The 22494-nt window shown below is 38.3% G+C and carries 20 protein-coding genes; 12 read left to right on the top strand and 8 right to left on the bottom strand.

Going from position 1 to position 22494, the window contains the following annotated elements; all coding sequences use genetic code 11:
- The first annotated feature begins 128 nt into the window (after window positions 1-128).
- Window positions 129-698 (top strand): GNAT family N-acetyltransferase, encoded by a 570-nt coding sequence (locus tag LC454_RS16510; protein WP_223583576.1) that lies wholly within the window; start codon window positions 129-131, stop codon window positions 696-698.
- 210 nt (window positions 699-908) lie between these two features.
- Window positions 909-1526, top strand: a complete 618-nt coding sequence (locus LC454_RS16505; protein ID WP_223583575.1) for an HPP family protein — start codon at window positions 909-911, stop codon at window positions 1524-1526.
- Between the two features lie 302 nt (window positions 1527-1828).
- Here the strand turns inward: LC454_RS16505 and LC454_RS16500 are convergent, their stop codons facing one another.
- Both LC454_RS16500 and LC454_RS16495 read right to left on the bottom strand, forming a co-directional pair.
- Window positions 1829-2233 carry a VOC family protein gene (locus tag LC454_RS16500; RefSeq protein ID WP_223583574.1) on the bottom strand — a complete coding sequence of 135 codons (405 nt, stop codon included), beginning with the start codon at window positions 2231-2233 and terminating at the stop codon, window positions 1829-1831.
- Between the two features lie 118 nt (window positions 2234-2351).
- On the bottom strand, window positions 2352-2774 hold the full coding sequence (locus LC454_RS16495; protein ID WP_223583573.1) for a hypothetical protein: 423 nt from the start codon (window positions 2772-2774) through the stop codon (window positions 2352-2354).
- Window positions 2775-2961: 187 nt separating this feature from the next.
- Between LC454_RS16495 and LC454_RS16490 the strand changes: the two genes are divergently transcribed.
- On the top strand, window positions 2962-3345 hold the full coding sequence (locus LC454_RS16490; protein WP_223583572.1) for a hypothetical protein: 384 nt from the start codon (window positions 2962-2964) through the stop codon (window positions 3343-3345).
- An 11-nt stretch (window positions 3346-3356) separates the two neighbouring features.
- On the opposite strand, the gene LC454_RS16485 is transcribed toward LC454_RS16490, so the two are convergent.
- The 4 genes from LC454_RS16485 to LC454_RS16470 form a co-directional block, all read right to left on the bottom strand.
- Window positions 3357-3800 carry a hypothetical protein gene (locus tag LC454_RS16485; protein WP_223583571.1) on the bottom strand — a complete coding sequence of 148 codons (444 nt, stop codon included), beginning with the start codon at window positions 3798-3800 and terminating at the stop codon, window positions 3357-3359.
- Window positions 3801-4139: 339 nt separating this feature from the next.
- Complete coding sequence (locus LC454_RS16480) at window positions 4140-4895, bottom strand: hypothetical protein (RefSeq protein WP_223583570.1); 756 nt, start codon at window positions 4893-4895, stop codon at window positions 4140-4142.
- Between the two features lie 12 nt (window positions 4896-4907).
- Window positions 4908-5711, bottom strand: a complete 804-nt coding sequence (locus tag LC454_RS16475; RefSeq protein ID WP_223583569.1) for a DUF6882 domain-containing protein — start codon at window positions 5709-5711, stop codon at window positions 4908-4910.
- A 10-nt stretch (window positions 5712-5721) separates the two neighbouring features.
- On the bottom strand, window positions 5722-6429 hold the full coding sequence (locus tag LC454_RS16470) for a hypothetical protein (protein ID WP_223583568.1): 708 nt from the start codon (window positions 6427-6429) through the stop codon (window positions 5722-5724).
- A gap of 237 nt (window positions 6430-6666) precedes the next feature.
- Between LC454_RS16470 and LC454_RS16465 the strand changes: the two genes are divergently transcribed.
- The 8 genes from LC454_RS16465 to LC454_RS16430 all read left to right on the top strand — a co-directional run bounded on the left by LC454_RS16465 (window position 6667) and on the right by LC454_RS16430 (window position 16200).
- On the top strand, window positions 6667-7410 hold the full coding sequence (locus tag LC454_RS16465; protein WP_223583567.1) for a LytR/AlgR family response regulator transcription factor: 744 nt from the start codon (window positions 6667-6669) through the stop codon (window positions 7408-7410).
- Complete coding sequence (locus tag LC454_RS16460; protein ID WP_223583566.1) at window positions 7407-9326, top strand: sensor histidine kinase; 1920 nt, start codon at window positions 7407-7409, stop codon at window positions 9324-9326. Before LC454_RS16465 ends, LC454_RS16460 begins: the two co-directional genes overlap by 4 nt.
- 5 nt (window positions 9327-9331) lie before the next feature.
- Window positions 9332-9892 carry a hypothetical protein gene (locus LC454_RS16455; protein WP_223583565.1) on the top strand — a complete coding sequence of 187 codons (561 nt, stop codon included), beginning with the start codon at window positions 9332-9334 and terminating at the stop codon, window positions 9890-9892.
- Between the two features lie 241 nt (window positions 9893-10133).
- Window positions 10134-10823 (top strand): hypothetical protein, encoded by a 690-nt coding sequence (locus LC454_RS16450; protein ID WP_223583564.1) that lies wholly within the window; start codon window positions 10134-10136, stop codon window positions 10821-10823.
- A 274-nt stretch (window positions 10824-11097) separates the two neighbouring features.
- Entirely contained in the window at window positions 11098-12015 is a 918-nt protein-coding gene (locus LC454_RS16445) for a hypothetical protein (RefSeq protein ID WP_223583563.1), read from the top strand.
- Between the two features lie 51 nt (window positions 12016-12066).
- Window positions 12067-12705, top strand: a complete 639-nt coding sequence (locus LC454_RS16440) for a hypothetical protein (protein WP_223583562.1) — start codon at window positions 12067-12069, stop codon at window positions 12703-12705.
- A 156-nt stretch (window positions 12706-12861) separates the two neighbouring features.
- Window positions 12862-15309, top strand: a complete 2448-nt coding sequence (locus LC454_RS16435; RefSeq protein ID WP_223583561.1) for an ABC transporter permease — start codon at window positions 12862-12864, stop codon at window positions 15307-15309.
- Window positions 15310-15597: 288 nt separating this feature from the next.
- Window positions 15598-16200, top strand: coding sequence for a DUF1062 domain-containing protein (locus LC454_RS16430; protein ID WP_223583560.1), 603 nt, complete (start codon window positions 15598-15600; stop codon window positions 16198-16200).
- A gap of 157 nt (window positions 16201-16357) precedes the next feature.
- On the opposite strand, the gene LC454_RS16425 is transcribed toward LC454_RS16430, so the two are convergent.
- On the bottom strand, window positions 16358-18823 hold the full coding sequence (locus LC454_RS16425; RefSeq protein ID WP_223583559.1) for a glutaminase family protein: 2466 nt from the start codon (window positions 18821-18823) through the stop codon (window positions 16358-16360).
- A 352-nt stretch (window positions 18824-19175) separates the two neighbouring features.
- Here LC454_RS16425 and LC454_RS16420 point away from each other — a divergent pair, with 352 nt between their 5' ends.
- A complete protein-coding gene (locus tag LC454_RS16420) occupies window positions 19176-20978 on the top strand; it encodes a mechanosensitive ion channel family protein (RefSeq protein ID WP_223583558.1) in 1803 nt (600 codons plus the stop codon).
- A 2-nt stretch (window positions 20979-20980) separates the two neighbouring features.
- Here LC454_RS16420 and LC454_RS16415 read toward each other — a convergent pair whose 3' ends face one another.
- Entirely contained in the window at window positions 20981-22435 is a 1455-nt protein-coding gene (locus tag LC454_RS16415; protein WP_223583557.1) for a PLP-dependent aminotransferase family protein, read from the bottom strand.
- Between the last annotated feature and the right edge of the window lie 59 nt (window positions 22436-22494).

The following is a 22494-nucleotide window of genomic DNA, read 5'->3' as shown; positions in this document are numbered from 1 at the left end:
CATATTCAAAGCAAACCAATACATATTCGTTCTATTTTTTCATACTACTTAAGAACGCTATGCTCGCAATGCTTAAAAAGAAAACAGATCATTTTGTTATCTTAGCCCATGAATAGAAAATACGAGTTATGCATTTGACGATTAGACCCGCACAACAAGATGATGCCGCAGTTGTCCCTGAAATCATGCTACAGGCGATGGAAGATATCATCTTTCGTTTTATACAAAAAGAAGACAAAAAAGAAGCAATACGTTTTTTAACCGATCTTTTTCAACAGACCGAAAATCTATATAGCCATGAAAATACTTTTGTTGCTGTAGATCCCGAAGGCAATATTATGGGATCATTGACGGGATATGATGGAGATCATTTTATTACGCTACGGCAACCAATCCTGGAACTCATGCAAAAACAATACGCCAATGACCTAATCCCAGAACCGGAAACAGCAGGACAGGAATTTTATATAGATTCTGTTGCTGTATCCACTGCTGCCAGAGGTCAGGGGCTAGGAACAGAGCTATTGAAACATGCGATAAAATATGCCAAAAATCAAGGTTTCAAACAAATAGGACTATTGGTTGATCTAGATAATCCGAATGCCAAGAAGCTTTATGAACGCCTTGGTTTCACATTAGGAAACAAAATGCCTTTCGTCGGTGGAGAATACTATCATATGTATATTCAATTTGTTTAAGTTAATCTATAACATCCAGTTCCTGAGAACCATCAACATTATTATTCAAATATTGGTTTCTTCGAAAACACCAAAATTGTTAACTCAACAAATTGGTCGAAATAGGACGCAGAACAATTTATAGCCTATCTTATTTATAAATACCACAAGGATTAATATAAATGATCTAAAAAGGAATTTTTAAAATTCCTTATTTTTGCTCAGATCAACATGAAAAATCAACTTCATCGGCAACTCCGTATTTACAGATATGTTATCTATCGGGAGACGTTAATAGATCCTTGGGAACATTTTTGGTCTTTTATCGGTGCATTCATAGGCATATTTATCATCGCTTTTATTCAATCGCTTCATTTCCCACCATTGGAGAATGTGTTTCTGATCGGATCATTTGGGGCCTCCTCTGTTCTGGTTTATGGAGCCATACAAAGCCCACTTGCGCAACCTCGAAATTTAATCGGTGGTCATGTGGTTTCAGCAATAGCTGGAGTTACTGTAGCACAGCTACTCCCTGATATCATCTGGCTCACTGCCCCCTTTGCTGTAGCCCTGTCTATCGTATGCATGCAACATACCCGCACATTGCACCCTCCGGGAGGAGCGACAGCCCTAATCGCAGTAAGTAGCGGAACCAAAATTTCTTCCTTAGGGTATTGGTATGTATTGAGTCCCGTACTCTCCGGCTGCCTGATTTTATTTATAGTAGCACTTATTTTTAATAATATCACCAAAAATCGACACTACCCTGTTAAAAGATCACGTTTACGGCGTTCACGGCGACAATATCTAAAATCACGATTTGAACGAACCAAAGGGACATCAACCTAATCTGATGATTCAATTTAGTTCATTACCATAACACAAGCTTATATAGACTGTAAATCGTATACTTCAATGCTAATTAATCGATAACAATCGAAGTATACGATATGCAAAAAATTTGAGTTTTATTATATGACACCGAATTTCCAACTAAAAGAAAGACTTACCGATCTATTACAATAATTGTTAGATGTTGTATTTATAAATGAATTTGAGTAATTGCCCTCAACCATACAATTAGACCAATTGATCAGATAATATGGATGAACGATGGCTGGTCGAAAAAATTTGCTTTAGTATGTATAATGTTAAGCGCCTGGAAATTTACTCATGTCCATATAGAATATCTCCCAGGTATGGCCATCATAGTCTTCGACCTTTCTTAACTGCATAAAACCATGATCCATCATTGGCATTGGCTCTATTCCTCCTGCAGCCAGCCCTTTGTCAACAATTTCATTTACCCGATCCAGACTCTCCACGGAAAGAGCAAATAGTCCAGCGATATGACTTTTTGTATCGGCTAATGGCTTATTCGTAAAGGATTTAAATTTATCATGTGTCATGATCATAACAAAAATATGTTCACTCCAAACCATACATTTAGCATCATCATCACAAAATTGTAGATTTACTTCAAAACCCAATTGAGTATAAAAATCCATTGATTTGTTTACATCCGCCACAGCGAGATTAATAAATACCTGTTTCATCTTCCTAAATTTTTAATTGCTATTGATAACACAAAATTGCGCATTATGGTTTATAAAAATCTTGGCATAAGCCAAGATTTAAAGATCCTGTGAATATGTTCCACTTTGAATCTTTGCTTTAATATTTTTCTAATTTAAGTGTAATAAATTGTTCCCAATCACCTTTTTCTGAAAGCAAATACCAATGCCCAACAAGCACCGAGCAGTCATTATTCATCTGCCCATTAAACTTTATTCCATCTCCCTCAATAGTAAACATATTATTGATTAAATTTCCTGTCATTATTCCACTTTCCCCCCTCGAATTGGCATATTGCATCTTCACTTTATCTCCTGGCAGCATGGTGATCATTTCAAATGTTTCACTATGTTCTCCCCCTATGTGGACATCCGCCTTATGCAAAATACAGTTGTCATTGAGTATAAACTCATAAGAATCAACACCAACTAAAGGCAGCTTTTTTGTACAAACCCACACTTCTCCCGAAGTTTTCCATTTACCAATAAATTTATGATAATTGCTATCTTTAATTTTGTTCATTGTCATATAATTTAGGACTTTAACATACACTATTGATACAAAAATAATCTTAACATCGTTATATACTCTTGGCATAAGACAATAAAATTCGTACACGATCAAAATCACATATCAGTTGGCGGAAAGAAGCTACAAAAGCTATATTTGTCTAAGTATTAAGTATAATGTTATCATTTAATTCTTAAACATGGTCATCATTAGAACGTTCGGTGTTATATTGCTCTTGCTAGGTTTATTTCTCGCATACGGATTATCCAAAGACAGCCGACTGATGCTCTTTGGCAGCAAAATTAGAGCCGATGTCATTGGGATAGACAGTGTAAAAAACAAGCGTTTCGGATACCTACATTATCCGGTCCTCCAATTCAATTATAAGCAAAAACAAGTTCGTCTGGTGAAGGATTTAAGTAGCATTAACCCCCAAAAAGTACCGGCTCATATGGAAATATATTACGAGGAATATATCGGCATAAGCGATGGTTTTACCGGTATATATGCTGTCTTTTCTATTATGAGCATCACCATGATAATCTTTGGCATCATAGCTATTCGTACCAAATATCCACATTAACCTATCTCAGCTTATTTGGAAAGCTCGGTAAGGTCTGCTTTGGAGAATATATGCTCACCTTTGAGATAGCTATTTGCATCTTTCAGATAGACATAAATTATTTTTCTAGCTTCTGGATTAGGCAACTTGTATAGGTTATTTACCAAAAACTCTTTATCACGCAATCTGTCTTTATTGTAATTCAAAAAAGATGGCGCATGTGTCTGAACACTCCAACGGATAAAACGTAAATCAATATTATCCGGATACTTGATGATAACCGATTCCAATAATTTCTTGCCTTTTTTAAACTGGCCCAACTTCGAAAAGGGATTTCCCATATGCTTTGCCCAAAGGATCTCATAAGCGGCAAGATAGCCTTTTTCCGTTGCTGTATTTGCGGCTGCTTCCAGTGTCTTCAAATTGGCCTCACAGAGTTTTTTATCTTTAACTGCTGCGGCATAATCGGCTCGCATTTTGTCTACATTTATTTGACCAAAACAATAAATTGTACTTAAAATAAACGAGAAACAAACAAAAAATCGTACTACCATCCTAAATTCAATTAAATAAAATCATGCATTATCCAGATGAACTTAAACATACAATGTATCATCATATTAACCAAACAACTTGTTGTTTCATCTAAAATTCATCCTCAGACCATACTCAGTCTTATTTTAGTTCATATAACAATAGTTTAAGCGCAAGAGTTTTCTTATTTTTCTCTTTCATCGGAAACCGCTGCCTCGTTTTGCCTATTTAAAGCCCTTCGCAAACCGGCCTTCCCACCCAATTTTGACTTCAAGACACATCTATTCCTCAAACATTCTTGCATCATAACTTTTGATCACAAAACCACCATGCAAGTACCTCGCTTTTCTCGTTATTTTCCTTTCATCCGATTGGCGATAAAAAGTGTAAGAGATTTCCCTATTTTTTGCTTCGAATTTTATGGGTATTGGTGGATAGGATTTTAAGTGATCTTTACTCAATTGATCACTTTCAAGAGAAGATTTGTTCCTCAACGGGCTTTCATCAACATTTGTCCAGCTACACACAGATAAAAAATGTTTATTCGAACCAATCAAACCCAAATTATCTTCATATACGTAAGCCTTATAACAAGAAAAAGATAACTCATCCATTCTTTTGATCAATAGGTAACGATACTGATCAAGCGAATGAAGCTCATAGAAGTAATCAAAGGTTCTTTCTTGCCTATTGATCACATGCTTGTTTTTCAACACATAATTCCAGTGCTCAAAATTAGATCTGAGGGTGAACAGCTCATACTCTCCAGATTTTTTCAAGCTAAAATCTGAATTTAAACTATCCAACACCTTTCTAAAGGTTTTAAAACTGATGATATCATCTTGCTCTAGTGCTCGAATTAATTGTCCCTCAAATTCTTCGCAAAGTGTACTTTTGTACACTGAGTCTTGGTTGGCGATCGCTGTATTGAAATCAAGAAACGAGCGGACAAGCTTTAACTCTTGGTCCGTTTGCCCGTAGGACTCCAGTGCTCCTTGAAGCAATAGCATCAACAGCACTAATTTAAGCAGTCTCATCTGTCGGAGTTTCTACCCATTGAGATTCGTAAGACGGGATAGCTCATCAAACTCTGCAGTGATCCTGTCCCCGCCTTTGGTTGCTATGAGTTGGGCTCCCTCATCCGATATTTTATAACCTTTTTCTTCCAGATACCACTGCAAAGCAATCTTATGGTTCATTTCAAATTGGGAAATTAACTGCGGGAAGACTGACAGTACCCGAAGATGATCATCTTGACGTTGATGGTCAACAAGATCACTTTTGATCGTCACCAGCATTGCCCCCTGTCCATAATCTGCAATATAATAAGCGCTCGCATCAAACATTCCCGAAGCGATCAAACCAATGCGGTGCAACTCATCTTTGGAAAAATCGAAGCTGCTGCTGCTTAAAAGATCAATCTCTTGATCTTCACCATATTTTTTTAGTTGAAGAGACTGCTGCGTAATATGTTCAGAAAGACCAGATTTAGTATTTGCCCATGCCCAAAGCCAAGTTTCGGACGAATGCGAAAAGGTCCCTAAGACCTGCATCGGAAAATCAAGGTTTGGCCCAAAACTAATCTCCTCTTTGCTCATATCAATATTCCAATTATTATTACCGATGACCGTTGCAAAGTCATACTGCTTATCAAAAGCAATTCCACCAAATCTTTCTATCAATTCCTCTTCTGTGCGATAGGACAAGTTATCTTCCGGCTCCTTTGTAGACGTAACCTGTTCCACTTTAGCTCCAGATTTCGCTCCAGTAATAACTTGCTCTACTTTAGCTTCTGTTTCGGTACCCTGTCCTGTTTTAGTGCCCTTTCCAAAAAGTTTGTTTAAAAATCCCATAATTGTTTCTCTATTTTTTCAATTCAGCCAGTAATTCAGCCCTTCTATAACTCTCCCCGTTAATTGTCAGTATGATTTCATCGATCTGTTTTAAATCAGCTATTATTTTAAGTAACTCATTTTTTCTATCTATTTTGATTTTCTTATTGATAAAAAATTCATGAATATAAAGCGTATTCAATTTCGTAATTGTCTTTAAATCAGCCAAATCTTTCAAATAAAACATATTGGTTAACCGCAATTCACCTAATTGATCCAATTTAGCAAAATCAACTAATTTTTTTGAATTGAGTTCAAACAAAGCAATACGTTTCAATCCCGAAAAATCATGCAAAAAAGATAAATCACCCATTTTTGATACCGAGGAAATTTCGAGATTCTGTAACGAAGGTAGATGCGGAATGATTAAATGATCACTTTTAGAAGTAAAACTTTCCAGTCGCAGCGATTCTAGCCCCATTCCCTGCACAAAATCCAATGTATTTACTGCTCCTTTCATACTAATAAACAATTGCTTAAGTGACTTGCAATTGGCCAGCGGGGATAAATCCTTAACACTTCCCGCAATTAATACACTTCGCAAATTCCTGATTTTCTCGATAAATTTTAGTGAAATGTTCGTATAAAAAAACAGTTCCAATTTCTCAATCTGGTCGATGGGGTGATCATTAAGAACATCCAAATCTTTTGCACTATTGATCTCAATTGCCAATTCCATAATACGTATTTTTATGCTTAACTCAAATATTTTTTATGCTTAACTCAAATATACTGAATGCAATAACCAACCTAATTATGCATTTACAATCCGTCAAAATCGTTTATGATTCGTGAAATTACTGAATATATCGACAGGCGATCTGTATCAAATATTGAAAAAAACAACACAAATTTTAAATGAATAAGATTTTTTTACTCACAATTATTATTTTTACCGAACAGAAAAGTTTGAAAAATGATAACAGTAGCGATAATAGAAGATGAACCCGCTGTCCGTAAGGAGATCAGTTACCTTATACAAGAGGAAACCGACACAGAATTAATTGGTTGGAGCGACAGTGTTAGAACTGCTGTAAAACTAATTGAAGAAAAGAAACCGGATGTGATCCTAATGGATATTCAACTAAAGGATGGTACAGCTTTCGATCTTCTAAAAAAGCTCAATGTTATCCCACAAAACGTCATATTCATCACCGCATATAATCATTTTGCCATCAAAGCAATCAAGTATGGTGCTTTAGATTACTTGTTAAAACCTGTTGACCAAACCGAATTAAAAGAGGCATTAGAACGCTACCGTCGTCGCAGCGATAATAATCCGCAATGGATGCAGCAGTTAAATATGGCACAAAGTGCAATGCACCATGGCGATCTACCGGAAAGTATTGCTTTGACATCCATTCATAATGTGCGTATCGTTGCTGTTCATGACATCGTCTACTGTAAAGGTGATGGTCCATATACTTTTTTCTTTCTGAATGATGGTTCCAAGGAGCTCATATCCAAACCGTTGAAATATTATGAAGAATTGTTACCCGCCCCCTATTTCCTACGTACCCATCAGTCCTATCTGGTCAACCGTAAGTACATAACCGGTGTTAACCGTTCTGAGTATATCGTATTGAAAAACAAAGAAGAAATACCTATTTCATCGCGACGGAAAAACGTAATTTTAACCCAGCTTTTCCCAGAGAAATGAGATATCTGTTACAATGTATTTTCTTTTTGCTGCTTATTTTACATATTGTAGCTTGCGACAAAAGACCGACTTTTTCTTCCCGGGACCATGATGCTGTCTTAGCACAGATAAAGGAGCTCGAAGACATAAGGTTGACGCCTAAGAACGGCGACTCACTCAAGAGAGCCTGGCGACAGCTTGGAGAAAATCCTAATGTAAAAAATGATACCGTATTCTTTGCAAAAGTTAAATACAATACCGCTAGACTATATGCCATGCTCCAGCAAGATTCCGCAGGCTTTTTTGTAGAGCAGGCTCTTGAATTGATCGAACCTACCGCCGGTAATCTAAAGTACAAAGCACTTATTTACAATGGTATTGGCAATATCCGCAGTGCCGAAGCAAAAGAACGCGAAGCTGGCTATTACTACAACAAAGCAGCAGCGATCGTTCTCTCGGATAGCACCGCAGGCCTTTCTGCGGAAGCGAAATCGGCTATATTGCTCTCTGCAGCACAAAATAACCTAAGTTCGTTTCAATACAATCTCGCTGAAAAAATGAATCGGGCGGCCCTCCATCTCTCAGATTCGCTTCCAAAAGAGCATATCAATCGTCAACGTGTATTGGTGCAGATGATTTATACATTAAATACATTGCAGAGGCCTGGCAAGGAGATAGCGCCATACCTCCACAAATTAGAGGAACTCCACCGACTATTTCCAGATAAGTATAATATCAGTTTCTTATACGATTCGAAAATACAGTACTTTGAAACGACACAACAGCAAGATTCCTTGCTACATTACCAACTACTGAAAATAGAAATTGATGAGCGACAGAGCAATATCAAGGAATCCTCTGTATTGATGAATAATCTACTTGTAAACTACTGTAATGTTGCAGCAATTTATGTGCTATTTAAGAAGCCTGTGCAAGCAGCTCAATATATTGTAAAAGCCAAACAGCTTAGAACACAATTCCCCAAATTAATCTTTCCGCATAATGAAATACTCTTTCAAAAAAGCTTAGCCGAGCTGTACAGCTTACAGGGCAAAAAGGAAGAAGCAATATCCGTCCTAAATAATATTGTTCAATTACAGAAAAATGTCTATCATTCGGAAAACACACAGGCTATTGCCGAAATGAATGCATTGTATCAACTACAGGCAAAAGATCAATCCATTCGCACATTGAATGAAAGCATTAAGATCAATAAACTACAGTTACAGCAAAATCGCCTGTGGCTGGTCATATCCTCTTTGGGTCTTATCTTATTGATTATTATATTATTCTTTCTATACTATAGTTTCCGTCAGCGACGCCTAAGCCAGGAGAAAGAAAAAGTCCTACTCCAACAGCAATTACTGCGCACACAGATGGAACCACATTTTATTTTCAACACCTTAGCAGCGGTACAGAGTTTTGTGCGATTAGATAAGAAAGAAAGTGCCATCAAATATCTCAATCGCTTTAGTCGTTTGTTGCGGAGCAATCTGGAGTTAAGTCGCGAGAATCTAGTGCCTTTAAATGAGGAGATCGAAACACTGGAAAACTATCTGACCTTACAGCAAATGCGCTTTGAAGATGCTTTTACCTATCACATTACACAGCCAGACGAACAGGATCTTAGTGCCATCATGTTGCCTCCAATGTTGATACAGCCTTATGTCGAAAATGCCCTACTACATGGTATTGACCTCGAAACCTGTAAAGGCAATATCGACATTCATTTCCAATTGGATGGAGATATTTTATCGGTGGACATCCTTGATAGCGGTAAGTCCGAACCAAATATCCAAGAAACGCCACATCGTTCACTCTCTGGAACAATCAGTCATGAACGCATGCAGCTCCTGGGGAGGAAAGCAAGCATAAAAATCACGAAAAATCCTGAAGGAGGGACACTGGTAAAATTGCAAATACCTGTAGCATATTAATCATTATGGCTAAGAAGTGTCTTTTTCTCCTTCTGCTGCTTCCCTTTCTACTGACAATAGGATTTGTTGTTCAAATAAGAAAGATAGACACGGACTTAACACATACAACAGTTGTTCCTCTCAATAACAATGGTAGTCTATTGTCCATCGATAAACACGCAAGCAAAAGGAGAATATACTTTTTTGTATCCGAAGCGGGCAAAATCATTAAATACGAAAGAAAGTATCGCGGCTTTGTGACTGATTGGTGGGTAAAATCTCAAGCAACAAAATTCGCAAACAACAAAATGCTCTCCTTTTACCATGAGCATAATCCGCAGAGCGGTCAGGCAGAGAGTTTTCCATTCTTTGGTCTTTATAAGGAGAAAAAAGACTTTTCCTATTATGCCGACATCTACTATTACCTGAAAGAAAAGTATTTCTTTATGCTATTGGCGGCCTTTATTGGTTTCATCCTGGGTGGGGCTTGGTCAATTGATACAATTGGCGGAGCCACACACAATAAAGGGATTTTCGCCTGTTTCTTGCTGGAGCTTGTTTACTTTGCTATACTGCTATTTTTTTAGAATAATCACGTTTCTATTTTATCGTCCAAAAACAGGAACAGGTAATAGATACTATTTTATCACCTAGCTGCGAATCGTAAAAACTATTTACGATTCGTAAATATCACTGTTCTGGCCAGTATTCCTTTCTTAGTTTTGATAAATCAGTAATGGTATGTACATGAAAAATACATTCTTCAACATTGCATGCATTAGACAAATCATAAGTTTCACTATCCTTATCGTTATAACTAGAAATATTATGGCACAAGAGGTCAATCATTATATCGCGACCGGTAAAGACAGATCCAAAACGATCAGTGGACAGTACGGTGACCTCAGTGGCATCTGTCTCTTTGAAGACGGCAAATTCATGTTATATGGTTATGCTACCATGGTCTTTGGATCCTATGTCTTTGAAAAAGATTATCTTCTTTTCTATCCAGACCAGTTACCGCAATTTCAGTTATATGCATGCCATAACCCCACTTTAGGAGATGACGTATCTGTCAATTTTAGAGGCTTCGAAGAGGGAAAGACTTCTGTACAGTTTGGAGACGACAGAATACAACCAGTTTTCAACGATGGGGCCAATTGCTTCGATTTCCCCTATATCTATGAGCAATCACACCCGATGTCACAATTGAAATTCGCCGTACAAAATGAAGGTTTTGATGCTGACCCCGCATACCAAACATTCCACTATCAAAATGACGAGCGCTTCAATGACTTCATCGCAATCTATAATAAACCACAGCGAGCGCGAGCGAATTTCGGCGCCTACCTGTATTTAACTGAAGATAAAAAGCTTGCTATAAGCCTTTCTAATTATGGAGGCAGGAAGGGCTTTTTAAGAGAAAACCAAGTAGACCCAACACAAAAGCGCTGGCTTGAAATATTAACAATGAAAAAAGAATATGAAAGTGCGGGAAGCATTGAGCTGACGGAATAATTTCTAATGCGGAGTATAACATTTCTTATCCCGACCTAGAGGAATATAATTTTGACAAAGCAACAAATCAATACATCAGCAAGTCCGCAAAGGAAAACGACCAAGAGAATGATCAGGGTGATCGCTATCTGCGTCAATATACCAAAGAGCCATTAGTACCCAAGCAAGGTAAGTTTGACAGCAAAACTGCCACTGCCGCAAGTCTATTTTTTGCCAGCTGTGACAAACCTAACGAATCGTACAATCACATTAAAAGACGAAAAGAAAATACTAAATGATCAAACAAAGTGTATACCTCATCCTATTACTACTACTTTCTATAGATAGTTACGCACAGTTGAATTTGCGAAAAGCGATTTTACAAAGTGATTTGATTATTTCTATCAATAACCATCGTCAGGACAGCATTTGGGAAAATGACCATACCTTGCAGTCATACACGCAAATGGATAAAATAGATTCAGACAATGCGTTTATCCTCCGCAATAAACTCAAATCTACACCACAGACACTACGACTCAGGAATTATCTGGCTCAGGAAGAATTCTTCTCCAAGGATATTCATCGCCCCTCCTCTTGTCTCGTACCAATGGTTATCGATATAAGCAAGCACTATCAAGATATATTTTTCATAAAAAAAGAAAAAGGGCAATACAAACAAGTATTGATGTTATCAGATGTAGAGGATGCCCTCTTTCAAGCTTATAGAAAGCAGATAACAAGTAGCAGCAATTTTGAAAACGCCAAAAATGAAAACGAACGGTTTTCCAAAACCCTGGACTGGTTTATCGAGAACGGTCTGCTACCCGATGGCGAATTTATTGCCTATTATAAACAAAAAGGCATCACTACAGATTCAATATTATATACTGAAAAACAATATCAGAATGCTCTACAACAATTTCAACTGGGGCATGAAGATCTGTTATCCCTACTCAAAAAGAAGTACCCTGAGGAGGTAAAACAATATTACGCTCAAAAAATGAAGGACATTCTAACTATCGAAGAGCCTGATTATAGTAATTATTATGATTTCTACAAAGCTATTTCTGCTCTTACCGATAGCTTTAACAGCGACACAAGTTCCGCGGATTATATCTTGTGCAATGCACTGACATCCGAAAAATTCGACAAATATGAAAAAAGAGATATTATGGTACATTTACTAAAAGTCGCAAGTGAGTGGAAATAAGCAATGGTATCAAGTTTGCTTAGCGTAATGAATAAAAAACAGTGATCGACCATGCGTATGCTGATTCGAGTTATTATATTAGTTATATCATGTTTCATCCATATCGTTGCCTATGGACAGTATCGTACGGTCCAGCAGATCGTAGATCAAGTGATTCATTCCTATAACAGTAAAGACAGCATCGCTTTTAATGCACTTCTGAACAAAGAGCTTGGTCTCTATTTCATAACCACTTTGGGAGTCAATAATCGTTGGACATATACATCTAAAATCTCTTTCAATCACCATACAGATTGTTCAATCAACGCCCCGTACCAAGACTTTCTGGCGCGGGATCAGATCGCAAACCCAAACTCAAAGACTATCATCTATAGCAATCAACCTTTTTTCGAGTGTGAAACAATCTATAAAAATGGCATATTTGTAGCCAATAAAGGTAAATACCATCCCTTATCCGAATCTATTATTTTTTATAAAACACACTATTCAGGCATTATCGGTGAAGAAATTACATCGGATAAAGCGCAGGAACTAGACCATCTCTATAGCAAGGTAAAGCGTATTGAAAATCAGAGTCGACGTATTATTGTCAACAGCGACACAGGTACTTTTATTTTTTATATTACCAAAATTGACGGACAATGGTGGATAACAATTATAGATTTTGCCAGCGCCGATTGCAGTGTCTAGTTGTCCGCATCTGAACAAGAAATGTTCGAATATGAACAGTCCCTCCGCACAATACTAAAACATAAACAACTAAAAATCAAACAACTAAAACAATGGCAAATCAATTGCAATTCCATTTTGACATAAAATAGTCATCTATTGATAATTGATACCGCTATGTTAAAAATCTACATAAAAACCGCTTGGAGAAGTTTAAAAAGTCAGCGCTTCTTCTCATTAATAAAAATAGGCGGATTTGCCTTTAGCATAGCAATCTGTATGCTTATTGTTTTGTACGTAAAGCACGAGTTGAGCTATGATAAATTCTACAAAGATTCCAACCTACTTTTCAGGGTAGTAGGCGTAATCAATAAAGACAATACTGTTCTAAAAGGATTATCGCTCCCGGCTCCGGCAGGTGCAACTTTAAAAGAAGAATTTCCAGAAATTATAGCCTCTGGAAGATTATTAGCAAACCCTCTTTTTGGTGCTGGAACCAATCAAATCGCCACAACTGGCAATGCCGAGCTATTTTCCGAAGAAGGTTTTTGTTTTGCGGATCAAGCGATCATGGATTTCTTCCCTACCAAAACAATCTTCGGTTCATTAAGCCATGCGCTTGACAATCCAAAGACTATTGTAATCACCAAGCGGAAAGCAGCGAAACTGTTTAATGGAAATCCGATCGGAAAACGCATCTATCTAAATAATGAGAAATCAAATGAGTATTCCATTACGGCAGTCATTGATGATATTCCGACAAACTCCAATCTATATGGATATGATTTCTTTATGACTTTAAGTGGTCATGAGCCTTATGAAGGTGAAAAATTAAATTGGCTGGCCTCCAACTATACAACCTATTTTAAAATCAGAGAAGGCACGGATATACAACAATTGGAAAAGAAAATCACAAAATCTTACATTCAGGATCATTATAAACCCGCCATGATTAAAGCAGGTATGACAGTCAATGAAGAGGTTTGGAATACTGCAAGAATGACCTTACAGCCTTTGGAAAAGATTCATTTATACTCCAATGATGTTCCAAGCCATAAGATTGAAAGCCAAAATCGTGGCGATATTCGATTGGTCTATATTTTTGGTGGAATAGCGTCATTTATATTGATTATCGCTATGATCAACTTTATCAATCTGTCTACTGCCAATGCAGCTACACGTGCAAAAGAAGTTGGTGTCCGGAAGACAATCGGTTCCGGTCGAAAGGCCCTGATCATACAGTTCATGACGGAGTCCTTTTTATACAGTGGAATTTCGATCGCATTTGCCTTATTTTTCGCTGTGCTTCTACTACCCCTTTTTAATCAGATTGCCGGCAAATCCTTGGTTTTTCCTTGGACAACCTGGTACTTTATCCCCACCCTTATCATCTTTGGTTTATCAATAGCTATTGTATCTGGAATTTATCCCGCAATGTATCTTTCTAAATTCAAACCAATTGCCGTATTAAAAGGAAACGTAAATTTAAAATCTAGCCGCAACTGGTTTCGAAATGGACTTGTTATCTTCCAGTTCGCAACATCTATCATCCTGATCATTGGCACTTTGGTCATCAACCAACAAATAAAATATATTTTAAATAGAGACCTAGGTTTCAATAAAGAACAGGTACTCATATTAAGAGGAACGGGCACTTTGGATGGAAAGCAAAGGTTGCTAAAAAACGAATTAAAGGAATTGTCCAGTGTGGCTTCTGTTTCTATAGGTGATTATCTACCTGTTACGATGGATGGCGTAAAACGTAACGGAAATTCATTTTGGAACGATGGTAGACAAAATCAAGACGTGGGTGTAGCCGGTCAGAACTGGATAGTTGATGATGATTATATCTCCACATTCGGGATCAAAATCCTCGAAGGTCGTAATTTCAACATGAACATGCCAACAGATTCCGCGGCGATAATAGTCAATCAGAAGATGGTAAAAGAGTTGAACATCAAGAATCCGATTGGTGCAAAAATCCGAAATTATGCATCTTATACAATCATTGCTGTGGTCGAAGATTTTATCTTTGGAAACATGCGTAATGAGGATGTTAAACCGCTGGCTCTGGTTATTGGTGGCAGTCCAAATATGATGTCCATCAGACTTAAATCAGACAAAATGGAACAAAGTATTCAGGAAATTACGAACGTTTGGAATAAATTCTCTCCAAATCAAAAGATTCAATACACCTTCTTGGATGACGGATTTACCATGTTATATGCAGATGTACAACGGACTCAGGTTATTGTCTCAACCTTTGCAGGTTTAGCGATATTTATTGCCTGTTTGGGTTTATTTGGACTTGCCGCATTTGTGACCCAGCAACGGACAAAAGAGATCGGCATCCGGAAGGTTCTTGGAGCCAGTTTGCTAGGAATTATAAAATTGTTATCTGCTGATTTTATAAAACTTATCTTCATAGCCATTCTAATCGCCTGTCCTATTGGCTGGTGGGCCATGGACACCTGGTTACAGGACTTCAATTACAGAATCAGTATTCAGGCTTGGATATTTATACTTGCAGGAATCGCCAGCATGTTGATTGCATTTGGAACCATCTTCTACCATGCGCTAAAAATAGGACGAATAAATCCGGTCAATAGTTTAAAAGACGAATAATTTCAATTAAATTACTTAACTTAGCTTATAGACCAAACGTTTACGTTTTGAACACAATTCTTAAATTTATAGTTGCTTAGTTAGCCTCACAAACCACAGGCTAATCATTCTTTTATTTGGATAATCCTATCCAAACAGGTTTTCATTTGATTTTATTATTCACCCTACTGCTATAGCAAATATTCTTTTTTGCTATGCAAGCTATCCATCCCCTGGTGTTGCGATAGCAGAAACATCGTGAATAATATCAAAAAAATTAACAAAGAATATTAAGCACGACTATAAATAATGCAAAAGGAATATACATGGGCTGTCAGTCCAAACAATACACCACTACTAAAGAAATCATGTAGCCACTGCGATAGTAAACAATTTTATTGCAGTGAAAAATTCAGAATAAATGCACAGAAAAAAAACGTTGACGTATGGTTGATTTATCGATGTGTTAAATGCGATAGCACATACAATTTGACCATATTTTCACGTACTCGACCAACTGCAATAGACAGTATATTGTTCAACAAATTTCAAAATAACGATACAGAACTGGCTTGGAGATATGCGTTTTCCGAAGAAATGAGAAGAAGGAATAAGGTGGAAGCCGATTTAGCTACAGTAACCTATGCTTTGCAATATGACCAGATTTCAAGCGATGAATTGCTGTCTTTGAACAAAAGGATCTTAACATTCGAGGTGGACTATCCCTTTGACTTCCACCTTAGGTTATCATCCCTCATTCGTACTTGTCTCAACCTTTCCTCAAGGCAGCTCGATCAACTAATCATGCAAGAAGCAATTACGGTAGCGGGAAAACACCTACAGAAAAAGCATAAGCTAAAAGACAAAGATCGCATTGAAATTGATTGTAAAAAACTTAAAAGCATACTGTAACAGATTGATCTGATCCTCGATTATCTGAAAACAGATAGCCTCAATTTCTGGAGCTGTTTTTATTAGAAAGCCATAGTCTATCACAAAAAAGGGAACCGTTGGTTCCCTTAATTTTTCGTATATAAAATGAAGTACTTTTTATAAGGTATTCATATATCTATTTTTGCTGAAGTTTATCTGATAACATCTTCATATAAAAACCACCTACAACACTACGCGCCTTAAAATTCTCACGTATCCCTGTATTTGCATCGTAAAAATCATTTAGTGGAACACGTGATTCTGTTTGGATCGCATGATTGTAAACCGGATGCACCAAAGCTTCAAATTCTTCTCTTGTCGGCGCGAAAGTTGCAGTCCACAAAATCCAGTCGTTTTTGGTATATGCTTTTCGACTATCCAATGGAATTCCAAATCTACTTTGTTTGGTAAGGTAATACTTGATCTCTGTGTTATAGACTTTCTGTGGAAACAGATTTAGTCCCAGCACCTTGTCCCAAATCAGGTTATATTTTTGGCTCCAGGTATTTTTATCGTCAAATGTCAGCGCGTAATGATCTCCGGCATCTGCCATTTCCATCCATTTTGGCACCATCTCCTCCGCAATGGCACGATATTTCTTCGCCGCCTCAGTTTCACCGATCGCTTCAGCCATTTGCGCATAACAGGCAATCCCCACAATAGCCTTTACCGATAAGTTTACGTTACGGGCGAGATGGCCCGCAAAATCATCTGTACATAATTGCGTTTTAGGATCAAAACCATCCTTTACAAGATAGTCTACCCAAGTGGTGAGCGTCTTCCAGTGCTTACGTGCATAGCTTGCATCCCCCTGTACTTTTGAAATCGCAGCTGTCAAGATAATCATATTTCCAGACTCTTCGACAGGCATTGGCTCGCCATAAGTCTGTCCATTGGCCAATGGATATGTACCCAGATCATGTGCTGCCCAAGGGTGAGGATATTTGCCACTTTCACTAAAGTAAAAGATACCCGTCAACATGCCTTTCAACAATTCCGGATTATAGATCAGGTATAGGGGCGCCGATGGATAAGTGACATCGACCGTATTAATAAAACCACCACTGTTGTTCTCTTTGGACAACCAGAGCAATTCGTCCTGTGGACTTTTCACCAAGGTATGCGCAGCAATGCTCTGACGATAGGCCAGTGTTGTTAAATGTGCATATTCCTTTCCTCCAGACTTTAGCGCATCCGCGTAGACCTGTTTATCGAAAGCAACACATCTGTTCATTACTGTGCGGTATTCATTGGCCGCTAATGTGAGTTGATTTTCGATGGTTTCCTTACCAGAATTATTCCACCAAGGTCGCAGATCTTTTTTGAAATATTGGATAGCATAAATTTCATCATAGCCAAGCTCAACAAAACGTTCGACTTCCTTGTTGCCCACCGTCCCAAAAGGAATGATCGTATTCAAGGACAATGCTGTTCCTCTTGTACTTTTTGACTTTGTATTCCCTTTTCTAAAGTCATCCACAGCCGTTGCCATTGGACTTACAAACTGCTGCGACTGATCTTTTTTGGGTGAGGCGACATAAAAATACCCCCAGTCAATACGCATATCATCGGCTGCTTTCTGCAACATAGGCTGTTCGACTGTTCCTGTTTTCAAAACAGCTAATTTGTCAGTCTCATATTTTTCAGCAACAACCTCCTGCGATGGTTTATAAACCGCAATGTTGGATGCCGCACTTAAAAAGACTTTTACAGCATGTTGTTTTCCATCATTTGCTTTTACCTGGTAGGTAATATAAGATACAGGACGAGCCAAAAGATTAAGATCATCCATCAATAGCGGCGATGTAAATGTAAGCTTCAGATCGACTTTGCCTGCCTGGAAATTATATATGGTACGTGTGGCTGTTATCTCCACATCTTTCTGTAGGGCAGTTTGTATTTTAGGTCCCCCCTCTTTGAGCCTATCTACTAAGCCAAAGTCAAGAAAACGGCCTCCGGCAGTATTGCGCAGGTGAATAGCGATCTGATTTTGGCCAGCCTTTAGGTCCGACTTATTTATCGGCAAGTACTGGAAGCTGTTTGTCCAACCCGTCTTTTCATAAACCTTTTTTCCATTTAAAAACACCACAATATTATCATCATGGTTCAATTTTAAGAAGAGTTCGTTGATGCCTTGTGGGTCGGTCACATTAAAGGCACGACGTACCCAGATATCATCCGATTTCCACAAAGTCTTGACATGTTTTTGATCATCTCCCAGCGGAGCAGCACCTGATTTCCAGTCACTGGCTTTATAAGAAGAGGACTGCCAGTCTCCCTCGGGTTTAGACTCGGTATATTGGACAGTAAAAGACTGATCTTCCGCAGTGGGAAGAATCGTTTTATAATTGGGCTCCTCCTTACCAAGAAAACGATAAATATTGCCGTCGACATTAATCAGCCCCAAGAGTGAATGATCCGCTTCGGTCCAATGTTTGGTGGTCGATGCATTCAACTGATCCGTCATCGACCAGATACTAAAGTTTGGATTGTGGGTAATCAATGGGTAAGCTGGCGCTTTTCTTTGTTGCGCCTGTGCATCAAAAAAGCTCGTTATACAAGCTAACAAGCAACAAATACTCACTTTTCCTAGTTTGTTCATCTTAAAAATAGGTTTTTTAAAGGGTTTGATCATATATTTTGATAAAATTAGCGACCTAGCTGTTTTTCAGGCATAAAAAAATGAATTATTAAAATTGCGTTAAAAAAGCATGAGCTTCACAACAAATAACGTTGGAATAACTGACATTCAGCAGCCTCTTCGTATCATTTTATATGCAATTTATATCATATTGCTGTTGGTCTCACAATAGAATAGAGGATAAAAAAGGTAATCGGAAAAGAATAGAACATCCAATAACTGGGTTCAATAAAAAACATTATTATCTTTGGCTATCCGATCAGGATCAGATTGGTTACGCTGATAGATTGGTACCAATTTTACCTTGGAGAATATGAGAAGATTTTACATTTTTTTCTTTACGATTATACTATGCTTTTGTTCAACAATTGTTGGGCTTTATGCGCAAGAAAACGATTCAATCAATAAAAAAGAACTTGGTTTAAGTACCTTATTAAATGATATCCGACAACAACAGATCAACGATTCGCTCGAACGTCAGAAATTACAGCATGAAATCGCCAGTCTCAAAAGTCAGAATAGTCCCAAGAAAGAGAATCTAAAACAGCAGCTCAATGACTTTGACGAAGAAAACAGCCTACGCAAGCAACAATTAAAAATCAAAGTCGACTCGATCAAAAAAAACACCAAGCGTTATGCCGTCGCACCATTTAATGATACCCTTTTTTATATCTATAACAAATTGGGGTCATCCCTGGCCAAAGATCGCGCCTACAATGTGGTCAACAGAATTGAGAATCTCTATGAAGATGATTTTGTAAAAGTAGATTCCTTCAAAATCGAAAACAACGAAATCAGCGCCGATATTGTTTACAAAGATCTGATCATTACTTCCATCACAGAACTTGACGCCCTACTGGAGGGTAAAAGCAAAGAAGAGATTGCCAGACAATACCTCAAGCGTATCCAACAGGCCATCAGTGAGGAAAGAGCAGACAATAGCATTACCAAAGTGCTGATCCGTACAGGGCTTGTCCTTCTTATCCTTATCATCTTTTCGATTTTGGTATTTTTTATCAATAGACTAAAAAAGTATGGCACGAATCGCCTATTGACCGAACGTACAGAGCGGATCAAGGACGTTAAGATCAAAAATTATGTGCTGGTCACTTCCGTTCAGAAAACCCGTATTTTCATTAACACAATCAATATTGCACGTTGGGGACTGATCGTGTTGATCGCTTTTATCATGCTTCCCATTGTTTTCAGTGTCTTTCCGTTTACGCAAAGCTGGGCCTCCAATCTGATCGGACTTTTTACCAAACCTTTGAAAAAAGCGGTCTTCGCCATTTGGGATTATATTCCAAATCTGATCACTGTTTTCGTCATTCTATTTGTCATGCGTTATGCAGTGCGATTTGTGAAATATATTTTTAACGAGATTGATAAAGGTAAATTAGAGGTCAATGGCTTTCACCGGGAGTTTGCTATGCCTACATTTACCATTGTCCGATTTCTATTACACGCCTTTACATTGGTACTTATATTCCCCTATCTACCGGGCGCCAATTCAGACATCTTCAAAGGAATATCTGTTTTTATTGGGGTGCTATTTTCCCTTGGATCATCCTCAGCCATTTCAAATATTATTGCAGGTCTTGTCATTACCTATATGCGACCTTTCCGCATTGGTGACCGAATTACAATTGCGGATAAGACAGGCGTTGTCATTGAAAAATCACCCTTGGTAACTCGATTAAGAACAATTAAAAATGAGGAAATCACCATTCCAAATTCGTCCATCCTATCGGGCAATACTGTTAACTATTCTACCTTTTCAGAAGAAGGAATATGTTTTCAGGTTGAACTCACAGTAGGCTATGAAGAACCTTGGCAACGTATACACGAATTGCTCTTAAATATTCCCCCACGTATAGCACGTGTCAATCAACTCCCAGCACCATTTGTATTACAAAAAAAACTAGACGACTTTTATGTCCTCTATGAGCTGAATGTTTATATTTCCAAATCTGGGGAAATTGAGCTGGCCAAATCCGAAATTTATCAACATATTCTCAATGACTTTCTGGCTGCAGGTATTGAAATGAATGGCCCGCATCTATTTGCAAAATTGGATCATGTACCACAATACCAGCCTAAAAACACAGATAAATAGTATTAAGGTCTTTGATCTATTTCTGGATCAGTTTTATTGGCATGTAGCATCATTTGGGCTAGATTTCCCAACTGCACCAGCGCAAAACGTAGTTCATCCGTCCAGGGTAGTCCTAAGCAGAGGCGCATACAATTTTGAAATTGATTTTGCAGGGTGAACATTCTCCCTGGAGCAATACTCATTTTCTTTTTTAATCCGTAGTTGTAAAGCTTTGTCGTGTCTATGCTTTTTGGCAACTCGACCCAGAGTGCTAGCCCTCCTTGAGGTCTGCTGATCCGGGTTCCTTCCGGAAAAGACTCCGCGATCACATTGGCAAACCGTTGATAGTTTTCTTGCAATGTTTTCCGAAGATCATAGAGATGATGATCGTATCTTCCAGTCATTAAAAAATTACCCACTGCCTCGTGAATTAATGTTGTGGATGACAGGGCATGGATTAATTTCAAGCGGAGAATCTGATCCTTGTATTTCCCAGCAGCGACCCAGCCCACCCGGTAGCCAGGGGCCAATGTTTTTGATACCGAGCCACACCATAATACATTGCCCTCTTCGTCAAAGGTTTTACAACATTTGGGTCGTTCGCTCCCAAAATAGATATCGCCATAAGTATCATCCTCAATCAGTGGAACAGCGTGCTTAGCAAGTAACCTGACCACTTCCATTTTATTTTTATCGGGCATACAATAGCCCAATGGGGTATTAAAATTGGGCACAAGCAGACAAACATTGATGTCGGGCAGTAAGCGTTCAAGCGAATGGATATCAATCCCCGACATTGGATCGCAGGTCAATTCAATAACCTTTAATCCTAAACTCAGAACCAACTGCAAAATACCGGGGTAGCAGGGACTCTCCAGCGCAATGGTATCTCCCGGCTTGGTCAATGCCATCAGACAGAGCGACAGGGCATGCATACAACCATTTGTTGTGATGACGTCATCCGCTGTCAATCGACCATCCCAGCCCAGGGAACGGGCCGCTACCAACCTACGCAATTTCAAATTCCCCTGTAAAGGTTCATATTCAGCGCCGCCAGCATCTAATTCCCGGGTTGCAAGTACGATTTCCTTTTTTAATTTAGCCAAAGGCAGTAAATCCCCTGAGGGAACACCGATGGAAAACAAGGTTAGGTCTTTACGGCCCATATTCGCGTAGACGCTACTGATCAGCTCATTGGGTTCAACACTATCCGCTATCAGCTGTATTTGACCTGTTTCCGGAAGCTGTAACTTATGCTGATTCCATGCGTTAACAAAATATCCCGATTGCGGTATCGAATAAATTAGTGATTGCGCCTCCAGTGCGAGGAATACCCGCTTAGCTGTATTCATACTGATACCATGTTCTTTACTCAACACGCGCACCGATGGTAGCCGTTCATTGGGTCTGAGAACACCATTTTTTATTTTACTCGCTATATTTTGAGCCAAAACACTATATAGAAAGTCTTTTCCCATTTTGTAAATATAACTGTATCCATCAATTAAACAAAAACTGTAACTGTACTCAATAATAA

The organism is Sphingobacterium sp. GVS05A (assembly GCF_019969845.1).
In the GTDB taxonomy this organism is placed as follows: domain Bacteria; phylum Bacteroidota; class Bacteroidia; order Sphingobacteriales; family Sphingobacteriaceae; genus Sphingobacterium.
The sequence above is the reverse complement of the archived record's forward strand: the minus strand, read 5'-3'. Positions and strand labels throughout refer to the sequence as shown.

Coding starts and splice junctions, on each gene's coding strand:
- LC454_RS16460 (WP_223583566.1), top strand. CDS start 7,407: ATGAGATATCTGTTACAATGTATTTTCTTTTTGCTGCTTATTTTACAT.
- LC454_RS16455 (WP_223583565.1), top strand. CDS start 9,332: ATGGCTAAGAAGTGTCTTTTTCTCCTTCTGCTGCTTCCCTTTCTACTG.
- LC454_RS16425 (WP_223583559.1), bottom strand. CDS start 18,823: ATGAACAAACTAGGAAAAGTGAGTATTTGTTGCTTGTTAGCTTGTATA.
- LC454_RS16490 (WP_223583572.1), top strand. CDS start 2,962: ATGGTCATCATTAGAACGTTCGGTGTTATATTGCTCTTGCTAGGTTTA.
- LC454_RS16415 (WP_223583557.1), bottom strand. CDS start 22,435: ATGGGAAAAGACTTTCTATATAGTGTTTTGGCTCAAAATATAGCGAGT.
- LC454_RS16500 (WP_223583574.1), bottom strand. CDS start 2,233: ATGAAACAGGTATTTATTAATCTCGCTGTGGCGGATGTAAACAAATCA.
- LC454_RS16470 (WP_223583568.1), bottom strand. CDS start 6,429: ATGGAATTGGCAATTGAGATCAATAGTGCAAAAGATTTGGATGTTCTT.
- LC454_RS16465 (WP_223583567.1), top strand. CDS start 6,667: ATGATAACAGTAGCGATAATAGAAGATGAACCCGCTGTCCGTAAGGAG.
- LC454_RS16440 (WP_223583562.1), top strand. CDS start 12,067: ATGCGTATGCTGATTCGAGTTATTATATTAGTTATATCATGTTTCATC.
- LC454_RS16475 (WP_223583569.1), bottom strand. CDS start 5,711: ATGGGATTTTTAAACAAACTTTTTGGAAAGGGCACTAAAACAGGACAG.
- LC454_RS16435 (WP_223583561.1), top strand. CDS start 12,862: ATGTTAAAAATCTACATAAAAACCGCTTGGAGAAGTTTAAAAAGTCAG.
- LC454_RS16480 (WP_223583570.1), bottom strand. CDS start 4,895: ATGAGACTGCTTAAATTAGTGCTGTTGATGCTATTGCTTCAAGGAGCA.
- LC454_RS16505 (WP_223583575.1), top strand. CDS start 909: ATGAAAAATCAACTTCATCGGCAACTCCGTATTTACAGATATGTTATC.
- LC454_RS16485 (WP_223583571.1), bottom strand. CDS start 3,800: ATGCGAGCCGATTATGCCGCAGCAGTTAAAGATAAAAAACTCTGTGAG.
- LC454_RS16420 (WP_223583558.1), top strand. CDS start 19,176: ATGAGAAGATTTTACATTTTTTTCTTTACGATTATACTATGCTTTTGT.
- LC454_RS16450 (WP_223583564.1), top strand. CDS start 10,134: ATGGCACAAGAGGTCAATCATTATATCGCGACCGGTAAAGACAGATCC.
- LC454_RS16430 (WP_223583560.1), top strand. CDS start 15,598: ATGCAAAAGGAATATACATGGGCTGTCAGTCCAAACAATACACCACTA.
- LC454_RS16510 (WP_223583576.1), top strand. CDS start 129: ATGCATTTGACGATTAGACCCGCACAACAAGATGATGCCGCAGTTGTC.
- LC454_RS16445 (WP_223583563.1), top strand. CDS start 11,098: ATGATCAAACAAAGTGTATACCTCATCCTATTACTACTACTTTCTATA.
- LC454_RS16495 (WP_223583573.1), bottom strand. CDS start 2,774: ATGAACAAAATTAAAGATAGCAATTATCATAAATTTATTGGTAAATGG.